6 protein-coding genes are annotated in these 14,488 nt (G+C 70.5%); 1 reads left to right on the forward strand and 5 read right to left on the reverse strand.

Annotated elements, in window-relative coordinates:
- The first annotated feature begins 230 nt into the window (after nucleotides 1–230).
- Entirely contained in the window at nucleotides 231–1,736 is a 1,506-nt protein-coding gene (locus ABD269_RS13735; RefSeq protein ID WP_344118127.1) for a glycoside hydrolase family 18 protein, read from the forward strand.
- Between the two features lie 72 nt (nucleotides 1,737–1,808).
- Here the strand turns inward: ABD269_RS13735 and ABD269_RS13740 are convergent, their stop codons facing one another.
- The 5 genes from ABD269_RS13740 to ABD269_RS13760 are packed head-to-tail and all read right to left on the reverse strand — an operon-like array spanning nucleotide 1,809 to nucleotide 14,478.
- Nucleotides 1,809–2,927 carry a hypothetical protein gene (locus tag ABD269_RS13740; protein WP_344118128.1) on the reverse strand — a complete coding sequence of 373 codons (1,119 nt, stop codon included), beginning with the start codon at nucleotides 2,925–2,927 and terminating at the stop codon, nucleotides 1,809–1,811.
- A complete protein-coding gene (locus ABD269_RS13745; protein WP_344118129.1) occupies nucleotides 2,924–3,814 on the reverse strand; it encodes a hypothetical protein in 891 nt (296 codons plus the stop codon). Before ABD269_RS13745 ends, ABD269_RS13740 begins: the two co-directional genes overlap by 4 nt.
- 26 nt (nucleotides 3,815–3,840) lie before the next feature.
- Nucleotides 3,841–7,482, reverse strand: coding sequence for a hypothetical protein (locus ABD269_RS13750; RefSeq protein ID WP_344118130.1), 3,642 nt, complete (start codon nucleotides 7,480–7,482; stop codon nucleotides 3,841–3,843).
- Entirely contained in the window at nucleotides 7,475–9,820 is a 2,346-nt protein-coding gene (locus tag ABD269_RS13755) for a hypothetical protein (protein ID WP_344118131.1), read from the reverse strand. Before ABD269_RS13755 ends, ABD269_RS13750 begins: the two co-directional genes overlap by 8 nt.
- Nucleotides 9,817–14,478, reverse strand: a complete 4,662-nt coding sequence (locus ABD269_RS13760) for a DUF6603 domain-containing protein (RefSeq protein WP_344118132.1) — start codon at nucleotides 14,476–14,478, stop codon at nucleotides 9,817–9,819. The genes ABD269_RS13755 and ABD269_RS13760 overlap by 4 nt, the downstream gene beginning before the upstream one ends.
- Nucleotides 14,479–14,488 lie beyond the last annotated feature (10 nt).

Below are 14,488 nucleotides of genomic sequence, written 5' to 3' on the forward strand. Positions count from 1 at the left end.
AGAGCCTGATGTGAACGGCCGGGCGCGAGAAGAGGGAGTGCCGGACGACCTGGTATCCGTGGGGCGAATGCGGTGACCGGGTCCGGGGTCGACAGCTGAACAGGCGGCGGAGAACAGCCCTTCCCTCGTCTCGGACACAGGGCCGTCCTTCTGGAGAAACGATGCCGCGCAGGATGCTGGTGGCCGCCGAAATCGCACGGCGTACGGCCATTCCGGCAAAGGCGTGGGAAATGGCCGTACCCGGGTCCGGGACGGAATTCCCCGCAGGCTCGGTCGGCACACCCACCATCAGGAGAGCCCTCAAGGAGGTCCGCATGGAGTTCATCGGCTATTTCCCGCAGTGGGCGATCTACGACCGGAAGCAGTTCCTCAAGACCCTCCACGACAACGGCACGGCGGAGCGGCTGACGATCCTCAACTACGCGTTCGAGAACCTCACATCGGGCGACGTGAAGAAATCCGAGGCGTATCCCGAGGGATACACCGGATATCGCTGTTTCGAGGAGGTCAGGCCCCTCGACAACACGAAGCCGGGTGCCGACGCGGGCATCAACTCCGGGGACGCCGGAGCGGACTACCTCACCCCGTTCGTCAAGGGGTCGGGCAAGGAACCCATCGGCGCGAACGACCCGGGCTGGAGCGCGCAGGCCCTCATGGGGAACTTCAACCAGCTCAGGCAGCTCAGGGAGAAGCACAAGAAGCTCAAGGTCCTGGTCTCGCTGGGCGGTTGGACCTACAGCCGCAACTGGTCGCTCGCCGTGGCGACCCAGAAGGGGCGGGAGGAGCTGGTCTCCTCGTGCATCGACCTCTTCATCAAGGGGAATCTGCCCAAGAGGATCTGGGTGCGCAACTGGCAGACGCACAAGCTCGCCGAGCAGGACGTGTTCGGCGGCGCCAAGGCGGCGGCCGGGATCTTCGACGGGGTCGACATCGACTGGGAATGGCCCGGATGCGACAAGGGGCTTCCCGGGAACAAGTACGACCCGCAGCACGACAAGGCGAACTTCGTGGAGCTCCTGAAGGAGTTCCGCAAGCAGCTGGACGATCCGGAGCTGGTCAAGAACTACCCGCCGCGAGGCGGGAAGTATCTGCTGACCGCCTTCCTCCCCGCCGATCCGGAGATCATGAAGGCCGGCTGGGACGCGCCGGAAGTGATGAAGTGCCTCGACTTCGGCAACATCCAGGGGTACGACTTCCACGGGTCGTGGGACAAGACCACCGACCAGCAGTCCGCGCTGCACCCACCGGCGCAGGGGCTCTCCGTGGAGAGCGCGGTCAACGCCTGGATCAAGGCGGCGGGAGAGGGCGTCCGGTCGAAGCTGACCTTCGGCATCCCGTACTACAGCCGAGGCTGGAAGGGAGTGGGAACGGAACACGACAACGGTCTGCACAACTCCGCGAGCGGTCCGGCGGACGGCAAGTACGAACCCGGGGTGAACGACTACCGCGAGATCGCCAAGCTCGACACCACGAGCTACCCCGTGTTCCGCGAGAAGAGCAGCACGGGCGAGGAGAGCTCCGCCTGGCGGTACAGCAAGACGGACCGCGTCTTCTGGACCTACGACGACCCGACTCTCGCCTACCACAAGGCCGCCTACGCGAAGAAGATCAAGCTGGGCGGGGTCATGGCCTACTCCCTCGACGGTGACGACCCGTCGACCGGTGTGCTCTCCCAGCAGATCCGCGCCGGGCTCGACGGCATGAAGCCTCCGTTCAACGGCGCGAACGGGTCCTGACCGACGAGAACCCCGGAGCACAAGGGCGGCCCCTGTCGTGTGCGCACGACAGGGGCCGCCCGCTTCTTCGGCTCACGCGGGGAAGGTGTGGTTCCCCCAGGAGACAGTGACCTGCGCGGAGCCGGTGTGGTCGGCACTGGCGGACATCAGTGTGGCCTTGGCGGCGTCGAAGTAGCTGTCGCCACCTCGACCGCCCTGCCCACCCTGCCCACCGGCGCCGCCGCCTCCACCACCGCCTCCGCCGCCTCCGGCGTAGCCGAAGACGCTGGTGCCCGTGCCCGAGCCGCCTCCACCACCGCCTCCGGCGCCGTAACTGGCCGAGCCAGCGCTGCCGGTGTCTCCTCGAGCTCCGTCACTGCCGTTCGCACCGCCCGGACCACCCGAGCCGCCGGCACCTCCGTCACCGCCCGAGCCGCCCCAACCGCCACGGTTGCTGTCGTCCGAGGTCTTGGGTGACCCGCCCGAACCACCCTGCGGCCTGGCGCCGTTCCCGCCGGGGTGGGTTCCGTCGCCATGAGCACTGCCCCCGGAGCCGGCACCGGAAAGAGTCCCTCTTCCACCGCCATCGCCTCCGGTACCCCCGACCTCGGCAGCGTAGCCCCAGCCTCCTCCTCCCTGACTGCCGCCACTCCCGGCGGTGCCTTCGGAGCCGTTCTGTCCCATGGAGCCGACGGCCTTCCCGCCGGAGGGTGCTACCAGTCCGGCGTCGCCACCGGCACCACCGCTACCTCCGCTGCCTCCAGTGCCGCCTGACCCTCCATGGCCCACGCCCGACGACCACCCGGCCCCGCCGTCGCCTCCGGAACCCCCGTCACCACCGCGGCTGCCGCCTCCACCCGCATCCCCTCCACTGCCCGCGCCCGCGACAAGATCACCGTTCTGCAGCACCTTCGCCGACGCCCCCGAAGCGCCCTGGCGCGCGATCCGAACGGTGAGCCGGTCGCCAGGCTGCACATACAAGAGCGCTTGGATGTCGGCGCCCTTGCCGCCGTTCGAACCGGCGCCCGCCGCACCCTGCAGGTGGAGGTCGAGGATCGTGACCTTGTCCGGGACGTCGAAGTGCTGGTCCTCGTCGCCTTCGGTGTGTGCGAAGGACCGATTGCCCTGCGGGTTGCGGATGATGAGATTGCTGCCAGCGGTGATGTTGCCCGTGACCGTGAGGCGGCCGCCTATCGTGACCCGGGAGTTCACTGCCGCTTCCCCCGCAGAGGCGTGCCCTTGGGATCGAGGAACTGCGCGGACGTCGTGATGTCGTCGGTGGCCTCCAGAGCCCCGGTGACGTTGGCGTCACCTTCTACGTCCAGCCCCGTGAGCCGCGGGTTCTTGACCGTGACCGTCGTCGTCAGGACATGGGTGGCCTCGTCGGGGGTCGTGTACGACAGGTGGAACGTCGTGTCCCGGACCACCTTCCCGTTCCACTGGAAATCGGTGATGTCCTTCTCCCCCTGCCCGCTGCCCGGCGTGGCGCCGGAGCCGTGCACGACGCTGTACGCGAGGGACTTCGGGCCCCTCCAGGTGAGCCGTACGGCGTCGCCGGATTCCACGTCGAACGGCTCGGCATGGAAGTCGGTGACCGCCTGGACCGGAATCCGCGGGGCCGGGAACTTCGTGACCGGGAGGGTGGTGAATCCCGGGCTCGTCGGCCAGTTGCCCGGGTCCGTGGTGGCGGTCTCGCGGATCTCCACCCGGGCGGTTCCGGGGTTCTTGCCGATGTGCAGGTTCGTCAGCGTGATGGTGATGCCGGAGACGTCCACGGGCGCGTCGCCCTGGGTCGGCTTGGCGACGAAGTTGGCGTAGTCGCCCTCCGGCAGGGCGATGTCGGCGCCCTTCTGGATCTGCGCCACGGTCCACCCCGGGGCGCTCCCGTCACCGTCGCCCGTGTCGACCAGGCTCTGGGCGAGGTCGCCTTCCGGCAGGGAGAACACGATCTCCCTGCAATGGACGGTGTCCCCGCGCCCGTTGGAGACCACGATGTGGAGGGTGGTGGGGGTGTCGTCATCGGTCGCCGCGTACAGCGGGAACGGCTCGCTGATGATGGCGTAGTCCAGCAGGCATTGGCCGATGGCCGGCTCGTTCACGGAAGGCAATCCTTTCGGGGTCTGGGTCACTTGTCGCTGAATCCGCCGGACAGGCGCAGGAAGCCGGTGCGTACGACCGGGCCGTCCTCGTCCAGCCGGGCGTTCTGGTCGATCTGCACGATCGGCTCATGGACCCACTGGGGTGAGGGGTCGGTACCGGCGGGCGCGTCCGGGACGACCAGTTCGGCCCAGTCCCATGTGCCCTGCGGTGAGGTGGGGTGCGGCAGGGCGAGGGCGTTGACGAAGCCCGTCGGCCCGTCCCCCGGTCCGTCGCCCACGTCCTTGGCGGGGACCTTGCGCGTCGTGGTCAGCACGGGGCTGAGCCGCAGCGCCACCCGCATCGCCGCCATCGCCGTCCGCGTGAAGCGGGACGGCAGCTGAAGATCCGTGACCGGGAGCACGTCCGTGGTCGCGTGGACGGCTGCCTGGGGGTCGAGCAGCAGCGTGATGTGTGTCTGCTGGGTGGAATCCGCGGCCAGCGTGGGCCAGTTGGCCTCGTCGATCTTCGCCACGTAGTCGGATGCGTCCGGTGCGGTAACCGCGTAGAACTTCGTGTAGTCGGCCTCGGAGAAGTAGCCGATCAGCCCGTCGCCCCGCTGTCCGGCGTTGCCGAGCCTGACCGGCCACCGGTAGTCCAGGTGGGCCATCTCCGGGGGCGCGGGGCGCACGGCCGTCCTCTTCTTCCAGTCGGTCAGGGCCTGCCAGTCCAGCGCGTACTGCCATCCCGGGTCGGTGACCGGCGGGCCGTCGAGTTCGAAGCCGAGCCGGGCGCGGACCAGGGCGAGGGGGCGCCCGAGGAGTGCGCCGAGCACCTCGTCGCCGTACGGGTTGCCCGGGTCGATGCCCGCGAGGGCGAGATCGACGGTGGACAGCAGGTCCGCGAAGGCGTCCGGGCCCTTGGCGGCCAGTTCCCGCGCGAACGCGTACAGCTGCGGCCGTGCGTCGCGGAGGTCGTCGATCGTGCGGACCTGCGAGTCGGGGAGGGGGCCCCAGCCGACCACGGTCGTCACGGCGTCCCCCTCCCCGGCCCGGAGTTCGAGGCGCAACTCGCCCAGCGGCGCTCCGGTCGGGGCGTAGCAGAGCAGGGAGCGGTCGACGTAGTTGGGGATGACCCACGCGCACACCGGTGTGGTCTTCGCGGTGAGCTCGACGAGGTGGCTGTCGTCGCGTTCGTCGACGAAGTCGAACCGCAGCCGGGCGGGCTGGAGCAGCCGCGGCGGCAGTTGGACGAAGCGGTCACTCAGGTCGTCCTCGGCGTACTTGCCGTTGGTGTGGAGGCTGTCCGCGACCTTGGGGATCAGATAGTCCGCGTCGCCGGGGAGCAGGACGTCCAGGGTCCGGCCGAACTCGTCGACGATGCTCAGGGTGCTCAGGGCGAACTGTCCGGCCCTGATCTGGGTGAATCCGGAGTCCTGCCAGCCCTTGAACGGCTCGGGCAGCGGGCCCGCGTCGGGCAGGTGGCTGAAGGCGTCGCCGACGAGGTCGCCGACCGCGCCCGGCGGGCGGAGGTTCGGCGCGGGGTCCCGGAGGGCGAACGCGTCGGTGAGCCCGTCCAGGCTCTGGGACAGCAGGTCCAGGTCCTTGATCTGGTCCGCGGCCGCGGTGAGCGCCTCGGAGGCCGTGGGGTGGTCGGCGGCGTGCCGTTCGAGCCCGCCGCTCAGGGTGTGCTGCGGCAGCGGTACGAGGAACCGGCGCCCGGTCACCTCGACCGGGGAGGTGGCGGAGCCGTTCCGCCACTCGTAGCGGCTGCCGTCGAACGTCCAGTTCGGCGCGGCCGGATCGCCGTAGGGAACCTGCCAGTGCTTGACCCGCCACTGGAACAGCAGCGGCTTCCAGGGCTGCCGCCACGGCTCCGGGGCGGCCTTGTTGTCCGGGTCGAGGACGTAGATGAGCTCGCCCAGCAGCGCCGACACGATCGGCGGCAGCCCGCCCGCCTTCAAGGAGGCGAAGGCGTCCGGGAACGCGCTGCCCGGGGCGACCTTGCCCTGGATCTGCGAAGGCAGTCGGCAGACGAGCGCCTCGCCGCCCTTCAGCGCGGTGTGCGCCGTGTGGCTCTTCGCCCCGGCGAGCACCACCGTCGGATCGGTCACCTCGTAGAAGGGCGGCAGTGTTTCCCGGCGGACCTCGTAGGTGCCGGGCAGCGGGTGCGCCTTCCGGTACGCGGCGATCGACAGCTTCAGCTCGGGCCCGTCCGCGCCGTGCGGGATCTTCGCCCGAAGGTCCCGGAGGTCGCCCAGCCGCTTGGTGACCTCGGCGGCGAGACCGGCCGGGTTCGACGGGTCGATCTCGGCGCGGAGCCGCTCGCGGGTGTACTGCGGAGGAATGAGGGGCAGGCCGTGCATCCACCACAGCGCGTACAACCGCTTCTGGAGTGCGGCGAGTTCACGTGCCGCCCTGTCGTACGCGTCCTGGTCGCGGTTGAGGCGCGCCAGCCACTCCTCGTGCTCGGGGGCCGTGCCCGACCAGGTGACCGACTTCGGGTCGCCCGAGGCGTTGCCCTGGTCGGAGGTGTCGGCGAGTCGCCACACATAGCCGCCGGGGAGCTGCTGGAACCAGCCCGTGTGCAGGGCCTGGGCGGCGGCGACGGCGCCGTCGGGTCCGTCGTAGGTGTGCTGCAAGCCGCTCGCGAGCAGGTGCAGGTGAGCGGGGTCGGCATCGCCGATGATGTTGCCGGAGCCGGCGGGGAGGGCGGCGCGGGCCTTGGCGATCAGCGCGGCGTGGGCCTCGTCCGCGCTGCTGCCGACCGCGATCTTGTCCTTGACCTGCTCCTTCCCCGGACGGTCCGAGTCGGGGACGGCATCGGGGTTCCACTGGACGCCGACGGCGCGGCCGCAGTAGGTCGTACTGTCCGGGCGCCATCCCTGCTTCGCATCGGCGACCGTCCACCCGAGCCCGGCCAGCACGGAGTCCACCGCCGCGCCCGGCACATCCAGCCTGCGGCGCAGCTCCTCCTGCCCCGGGTCCGAATACCAGCCCACGACCTGATAGTTGAGGGATGTGCCATCGGGGATGTCGGTCAGCGGGTCGTGCAGCGAGAAGACGTCCTCGTGGTACGGCTGGTAGACGTGGAAGGTCATAAGACCGGGACCGATGGCCGTGAGGAACAGCTCCCTGCGGGACTCGTCGGCCGGCTCGCTCCACGCGGCTCCGTCGCCGCCGATGCCCAGCTTCCTGCCGATCTTCGTCGTCACGATCGTCGAGCGGTACGGGGTCACCGTCGGATCCTGGACGCCCGGCTTGACGGGGTGCATGAAGCGCGACGTTCCCTTGTCGGCGTCCAGGAAGTCGCTCTCCACCACCCAGCCGGTGGTCAGTTTCGCATCGCCCTGCACATGCCGGACGACGAGCCAGCGGTTGGGTACGAGCGGGAATTCCGTACGCCCGCCGACTTCGCGGGCACCGCCCTGCCGCAGCGCGTCGGGCAGCTCCCAGCGCACGTACACGCCGTCGTGCTGCTTGTACGCGTCGTCGCTCTCGCCCTTCTCGGTGGCCCGCCACTTCTCCTCGTTGGTGAAGGGGTCCGGCTCGGGGGTGCGGTTGTGGCGCAGCAGGTTGAAGTTGGGCTGCCAGCGCCGGAAGCCTCCGTCGATGTCCTGGCGCACGCTCCGGTTGACCACCAGGGCGTCCACGGTCACCGGGACGATGAGCGTGTCGTCGCGGTCAGCCATTGGGGTGGTCTCCTGTCGTGATGAGGGTGTGCTGTGCGGGTTCGGTGGTGAAGGTGCGGCGCTGCGCGGCGTTGATCATCTGGATGGCGAACTCGCTCGGGGTCAGCGGCCGGTCCAGGCCCAGCGCGCCCTTCAGCCCGTCGGCGAGGCGTGTGACGCTCAGTACGGTGTCGGGGTTGCCCGTTCCCGGGGCGCGCAGGCAGGAGCGGAGGCCGGGAGTGGCCGGGAACGCCTTGCCGGGAATCTCCTTGCCGATGTCCTCGCCCGTGAGTGCCCGCAGCCGGATGATGCCGTCGTCCAGCGGGTCCGTGCTGCGGCCGTCGTCCGGCTCGTCGATGCCGAAGTGGACGCCCTGCTGTGGCTCGGCGATCTCGACCCGGCCCGGCACGCCCTCGACGAGGACGAGCAGGACGTCTTCGGCGAGCGCCTCGCGACGCATGACCCGCAGTGCCTGCTCACCGTCGGTGGCCTTGGCGTCCGCGTACGGGCGGATCTCCAGCGCGGGCCAGCCGGTGACCAGTTGGGAGCGCAGCAGCAGACCGGTGACCGGTGCGGCGGGCGCGGGCAGCGGGGCCTGGCCGTCGGGGCCGAACATCAACTCGTCGGAGGTGAGGTCGAAGGTGTGGGCGAGTCCGACGCTGAGTGCGCCTTCGAGCAGGGTGGTGGTCCAGTCGGAGTCCACGTGGAAGAAGCGCACGCTCTCCGCGGGCAGCATCCGGGTGTCGGGGACGAGGTGCGCGAACGGCACCCCCGTGAGGTTCCGCAGCCCGATCAGCCGGTCCCGGACGAGGGCGAGATCCTCGTCCTTCGAGGGGATGAGCGGCTCGCCGTCCGCGACCAGCCGGGCGTGCAGCTCCGTGTCCGCGCGCAGTTGCCGGACGGTGAGACCGGCGGTGGGCGGCAGTTCGGTCGCGGCCGGTGCCGGTGTGACGCCGGGCGGCCGTACGGCCACGGCGGCGGCCGACTCGCCGTGGGCCGGTGCGGTCAGGAGCTCGCCGAGGTGGTCGGCGAGCCCGTTCGTCACGAGGTGCTCGATCCGCGTGGCGGCCGATACCGGCCCCGGCCGGGCCTTCTTCTGTGCCGCCTGCTGCACCTTGCCGCGCAGCCGGAGCAGCGCCGCGCAGAACTGGCGGTCGGCGAGGGCCACGCCCCGGCCCGCGGTGAAGGCGGTCGCGAGGCTGACGTCGAAGACGCCGTACTGCTCCAGGTGGATCAGCGCCTCGGCGGCGCAGCGGCGGCGTTCGCGCGGGGTCAGCGGTGCGGCCGGTTCGGGGATGAGCGGGCCCCGGTACCAGCCGTAGGTGGCGCGCCCGGACTCGGTGCGGCACGAGATCGGCAGGTATCCGGCGTGGAGCCGGTTCGCGACCTCCCGCTGATCGGGCGCGGACAGCGGACGGTCGGCCGGCGGCACACGCAGCAGCAGCGCGGCCCCCTTGTCGCCCTCCGTCTCGACGAAGTGCTCGGTGAGGGCGGCGAATCCGGGCGCGTGGTCGGGGATCGTCTCGAACGACCACGACCACAGCGATATCAGCCGCAGCTTCTCGTCGGGGCCTTCGTACGTCTCCTTCTTCCCGTCGGGCAGATGCGACTGCCAGCCCTCCAGGGAGACGAGGTGTGCGACGTAGCGGCCGCCGGTCGCGCGGGGCAGCCGGTTGCCGACGACGACCGCGTAGTCGCCGACCTGGATCAGGTCGTCGGTCAGGGTCAGGCCCTGGTGCTGCTCGTTGACCCGGCGGACGTGGGTCAGCAGGGGCAGTTCGCCCTCGGTGGGGGCGACGGAGTGGAAGACGGCCCCGGGCACGAGGACGGTGCGGCAGACCTGCTTCTTGTCCTCGTCGGTGATCGGATCCTCGGTCTGGTCGAAGGCGGGCAGGACGACGCCCTTCTCCGTGCCGCAGAGGTCGCCCACTGTCGTCGCGTCGGTCTGCCCGAGGCAGTGCGGGTCTCCGGGCAACTCGCCCTCGCCGAAGACGAGTACGGCCAGCCACGGCAGCCGCGTACCGTTCCCGTCCTTCGCCTCCTCCCGCTCCCACGGGAGCGTGGGCCGGTTGAGCGTGAGGTGCGGCAGCACGTCGTCGTAGAGGCCGGTGGCGCCCGGCGTCGGGTACGCGCCGTGGATCCACTCCGGCTCCACGGTGAAGCGCGGCGCGCGGACCTCCACCTGCTGGGTGACCGGGGTGTCCAGGTAACCGTCCTCGTCGACCCGGTCCTTGCCCCGGGTGAGGGACTGCTGCGCCGTGAGCGTGTACCGCCCCGCGGTGATCTGCGGCACCAGTGAGTCGACGAACTGCACGTTCAGCGACGGGTCCGGGTCCGGGGCGTATTCGGGGTGGCTCATGCCGCACCGCCTTCGGTGATTCGTGTGTCGCGGGGAGCTGCCGGGGCTGCCGTGGCCGGCGGCGGCACGGTGACGGCGAGCGCCACCGGGTCATCGGTCAGGAGAACGGTGCCGGGCAGCAGGGCGGGCGGCGTGGACGCGACGTCCACGACCTGGACCTCCCGGGTCTTCGACCGGACGACGTAGAGGCGGTCGCCGGTGGACGAGACCGCGAGCGCGATCGGCTGCGGGCCGACCCACACCGGTTCGTCCGCCTCTTGCGGCATCGCGCCGGACGTGTCGAACACCGACACCGTGCCGGTCGTCGCGTTCGCCACGTACAGGCGGTTGCCGTCGGCGGAGGCGGCCAGGGCGCTCGGGCCGGTGCCGGTGCGCAGGGTGGTGGCCACCGTCCCGGCGGAGACGTCGACGACGGTCACCGTGGACCTCCCCGCGTTGAGGACGTACAGCCAGCGGCCCCTGGGGTCCACGGCCAGGCGGTTGGGAGCGGGCCCGGCGGGGAGGTAGATCCGCGCCGTGGGGTCGTTGATCCTGAGGAGGTCCAGCTTGAGGACGGTGCCGTCGTCGGGCAGCGCGATGTACAGCGTCTGGTGACCCGCGTCCCACGGAGCGGCGGGGACCACCTGGCCGGGCGCCGACTCCGTGCCGCTCGCCGTCTGTACGCCGAATTCCTGGAGACGCTTCGGCGGACCGTCCCAGAGGTCGAGGACGGCCAGCTGGTCCGGCTGCGCGAAGGTGGCGTACGCCTGCTTGCTGTCCGGCGAGAAGGCGACTCCCCGCGCGTTCTTCGCCAGCCAGACCGGCGGGTCCGCGGTCAGGTCGGTTGCAGCCCCTGGCGGGTTGGCGGATATGTCGAAGGAATCGACGTGCTGGGTGTCGGGGTTGGCCGCGCACAGCCGGGTGCCGTCCGGGCTGACGGCGAAGTGGGACGGATCCTGGTAGCGCAGCGTGAAGGGCTCGTACGCGGTCAGGCTCTGCGCGTCGACCGGTGTCACGGTCTTCCCCGCGCCCAGCACGTACAGCCGCTCGCTGGCCGTCGGCGTGCCCGGGACCGTGTCCGCGGGCTGCGCGGTGATGTCACCCGCCACGAGCGCGTCGTCGGCCGTCAGGCGTTCGTTGGTGACGGGGCTGACGCCAAGGTATTCCATCGCGGCGAAGAGCCGGTCACGGGACTGGTCGACCAGGGTGCCGGTCATGCCGCCCGTGATGCCGGCGACGTTCGCGCGGCTCTCCCGCAGCGGTCCGGCCTCGGCTGCCAGCTCCAAGGTGACGGGTCCTGCGATCTCGGCCTGCGCGACGGCGGTCGGCTTCTTCAGCGGCAGCGCCCCGTCCGGCTTGCGGTCGTCGTGCGCGATCGAACCCGCCTTGACCGGACCGGGCGTGCCGCCTTGCGTGGGCGGCGGCAGCCGCAGATCGACGCCCATGAGCTGGTTGTCCACCCGCTGTGCGCTGTCGGGCTTCAACTTGCCGTCGTACTCGCTCCACAGCGCGGCGGGCAGGCGAGCCAGGTTCCGCGCCGAGCCGCCCGCGTACCAGGCACTCAGGTCTTGCTCCTTCTCGCCCTTCTTGGCGAGCGTGACCGTGAGAGTCGAGTCCAGGTCCTTGCCGTCGCCCTGGAGGGGACGGATGTCGACCTTCTGGCCGTCGACCTTGTGGCTCTTGTCGTCGCCGAAGAACAGCGTGGTGACCGGCACGGCGGTGCGGACGGCGAAGGAGAAGGCGCCGGGGCCGACGACCCACAGCTCGTTCCCCTGCTCGTCCTTGGCCCGTACGGGCGTCAGCCCGTCCATGGGAACGAGCCGGACGGCGTTCTCCTTCGCGGGCAGCTGCTTGACCACGTCCGCCCATGTGGCCGCCGGTACGTCGCGGGCACTGCGGTCCCCGAAGCCGATGGTGAACGAGATGAACCACAGGTGGACGGTGACCTCACCGGCCGTCGGCGGTCCCCACAGCCGCAGCGACGCGCCGACCTCGACCCGGATCGTCTCGCGGACCAGCCACAGGTCGAGCACGAAGCTCACCCCGATGCTGATGTCCACCTCGGCCTCGAAGTGGAAGGGCGCCCACTCGATCAGCATGTTGGCGTGCGCGGTCAGCCAGGCGTGCAGGTCGCCGGAGCGGAAGTTCACGTCCAGCGCGCCACCGGCCATGATCGCGCCGGGGGTGAGGGCGAAGTACGAGCCACCGCTGATGGTCAGCTCCGAGGTGACCGGCCAGTTGAAGCCCAGCCTCGGCACCTGCGGATAGCGCGTGGGCACCGGGTAACCGGGATAGTAGCCGCCCAGCGTCAGCACGAAGTCACCGGCGTGCGCGTCGTCGAACCAGGTGTACAGCGCGAACCCGCCGGTCAGCACGCACGCCTCGTCGATGAGGAACGAGCCCGGCGCGAGCTGCGCGGTCAGCTTGAGGATCTGTTCGCTGGCGCGGTACTTCGCGGACAGCCCCAGCCGCACCCGCGCGTACTGCGTCGGCCCCTCCTTGGGGAACCTCGCCTCCGCCGTGCCCAGCACCGCGACGGCGAAGTCGTCGCCGACCTCGAGCACCAGCAGTGCCTGGCCGTCGAGGAACTCGAAGATGTTGAAGGCCAGCCCCGCCGCGAACCACAACTGCCCGGCTCTCGGCCGCACCCAGGCGTCCTCGCCGCCCATCAGCCCGTTCAGGACCTCCAGCGGGTCGGCGTCCGGACCGGTGGAGGTCATGTCCTTGAGGAAGGGGAACTCCAGCACCTGGTCGCCCTCGGGCAGCCGCAGGTCGGTGTTCAGCCCGAATCCGGCCATGATGCCGGTGATCTCGACGGGCGGCGGCCCGCCGAACTTGCCGCTCGCCCTGCCGAACAGGAACAGCGACGGCTGGTCGGGGTTCGCCCTGGTCTGCGCGTAGGCGCCGAGGGCCGTCAGCCCGAACTCCTCGGCCGTGACGGCCAGTACGCCCTCGATCAGCGTCTTGTACGTGTCGTCGGCGGGCCGGTTCACCAGCGCGCCCTTGATCGTCAGCGGTGGCCGGGAGTAGCCGACGCTCAGCCCGTCCAGCCGGAACTGTGGGGGCACCGGGTCGGACAGCTGGATGCCCAGCCCCAGCCCGTCGACGCCGACGGTGAGTCCGGCCATGCCCAGGGAGGCGTCGAACAGCACCCACACGGTGCCGTCGGCGAAGCCCGCGCCGACGCGGCGCAGGCTCAGCGGGCCGACCGAGCGCTGCACACTGACCCAGGCGACCAGGGGGAGCCCGGTGCTCACTTCGCCGACAGGATCGCCGTCCTGGGTGATGGCCCGCGGCCGCGCGGGTGCCGGGGTCTTCTCGCTCCGACCGCCGCCCCGGACGACGAGCGGGGTCGTCCCGGACCGGCCCGGCAGGGTGACGTCGACCGTGAAGGCCATGCCCTTGCCCAAGCCGTCGGCGGGCAGCAGGGGCAACGTCCCGTCGCTCGCGGCCAGCGCGTTGTTGAGCTCGGTGACGCGGTCGGCGGGCAGGTCCTGGGAGGCGATCAGCACACCCAGCCCGCGCACGCCGACATCTTGGTCCTCAGGTATCTGCCCTTGCAGCAGCGGCACTTGCGACAGCCTGGCGTCCAGACCCACGCCGACCCGTACGGCCCACGCACGGGTCCCCTCGCGCGGCTCGTCCGACACGACGACCAGCGAGCCGCCGCTCTTATCCTTCGCGGCGAACACGACGGATCTGCGGGCGGCGGAGTACCCGACCGTGAGGCCGGTGACCGTCCCCAGCTTGGCCAGCACCTCGGCGGCGGAGGCGTCCGTCACCCCCAGCAGCCCGGCGAGGTCCGCGAGGGTCACGCCCTTGGAGTCCTCGCAGCTCGCCGAGAACTCGGCGTGCTGGGCGTCGTGGACGGCGAAGGTCAACGTGCGGACGTCGCCGCCCTGTTCAGGAACGTCCAGGAGCAGACGGCCCGCGTAGTCCCCGTCGTACCCCTGGCCGTCGGACCGCTTGGTCAGCGTCACATTGACGTCGAGGTCGGCGGTGATGTCGCCCAGCGGGAAGCCGGCGTCGACCTCAACCTGGAATGTGCCGCCCTGGTCGTACGCCAGCATGAGGCGCTGCAGGGTGATGCCCTTCAGGACGGGCGGCGGGGCGGCGCCGAACAGCCCGAAGAACGCCTCGGCGACGTGCCACTCCTTCCCGGACTCCGGCTCCACGGTGAACTCGAAACTCTTCTGCCCCGCTTCGAAGTCGAGCGCGCAGGCGATGACGATCGACTCCCCGTCCTGGACGGGGACTTCCGCCTGGGCGGAGAGCTTCCGGACGGCAGCGCCGTCCAGCATGCGGATCTCGTAGACCAGCTGGAGATCCTGGAGTCCGATGCCGCCGAGGACCGACAGCACGGGGTGGTTCTTCAGCGACAACGCGATCTGGACGCCGGTGATTTCGGCACCGTCGGGCGCGGGGTCGGACTCGTCGTCCGTGAAGAACCACAGGGAGACGTTCGGCGTTTCCGTGGCGATGATTCCGGTGACACACAGATTTCCCGCGTCCGGGTACGGCATGGTGAGACCGGCCCCCACGGTGAACCAGTCCGCGAGCGCGTCGACGTTCACCGCGTTCTTGAGGTCTCCCAGCTCATCCGGAAGCCCACCGGGGAGCGGCAACTCCTTTTCGTCGCTCAGGCCTTTGAGCCATTCCTTGAGCTTGCCGACGGTCATTACCACAACG

This window comes from Streptomyces blastmyceticus (genome assembly GCF_039521185.1).
GTDB classification, from domain to species: domain Bacteria; phylum Actinomycetota; class Actinomycetes; order Streptomycetales; family Streptomycetaceae; genus Streptomyces; species Streptomyces blastmyceticus.

Excerpts from the sequence above, each read along its gene's own strand:
- ABD269_RS13735 (WP_344118127.1), top strand. The coding sequence starts at position 231 with ATGGCCGTACCCGGGTCCGGGACGGAATTCCCCGCAGGCTCGGTCGGC.
- ABD269_RS13750 (WP_344118130.1), bottom strand. The coding sequence starts at position 7,482 with ATGGCTGACCGCGACGACACGCTCATCGTCCCGGTGACCGTGGACGCC.
- ABD269_RS13755 (WP_344118131.1), bottom strand. The coding sequence starts at position 9,820 with ATGAGCCACCCCGAATACGCCCCGGACCCGGACCCGTCGCTGAACGTG.
- ABD269_RS13760 (WP_344118132.1), bottom strand. The coding sequence starts at position 14,478 with ATGACCGTCGGCAAGCTCAAGGAATGGCTCAAAGGCCTGAGCGACGAA.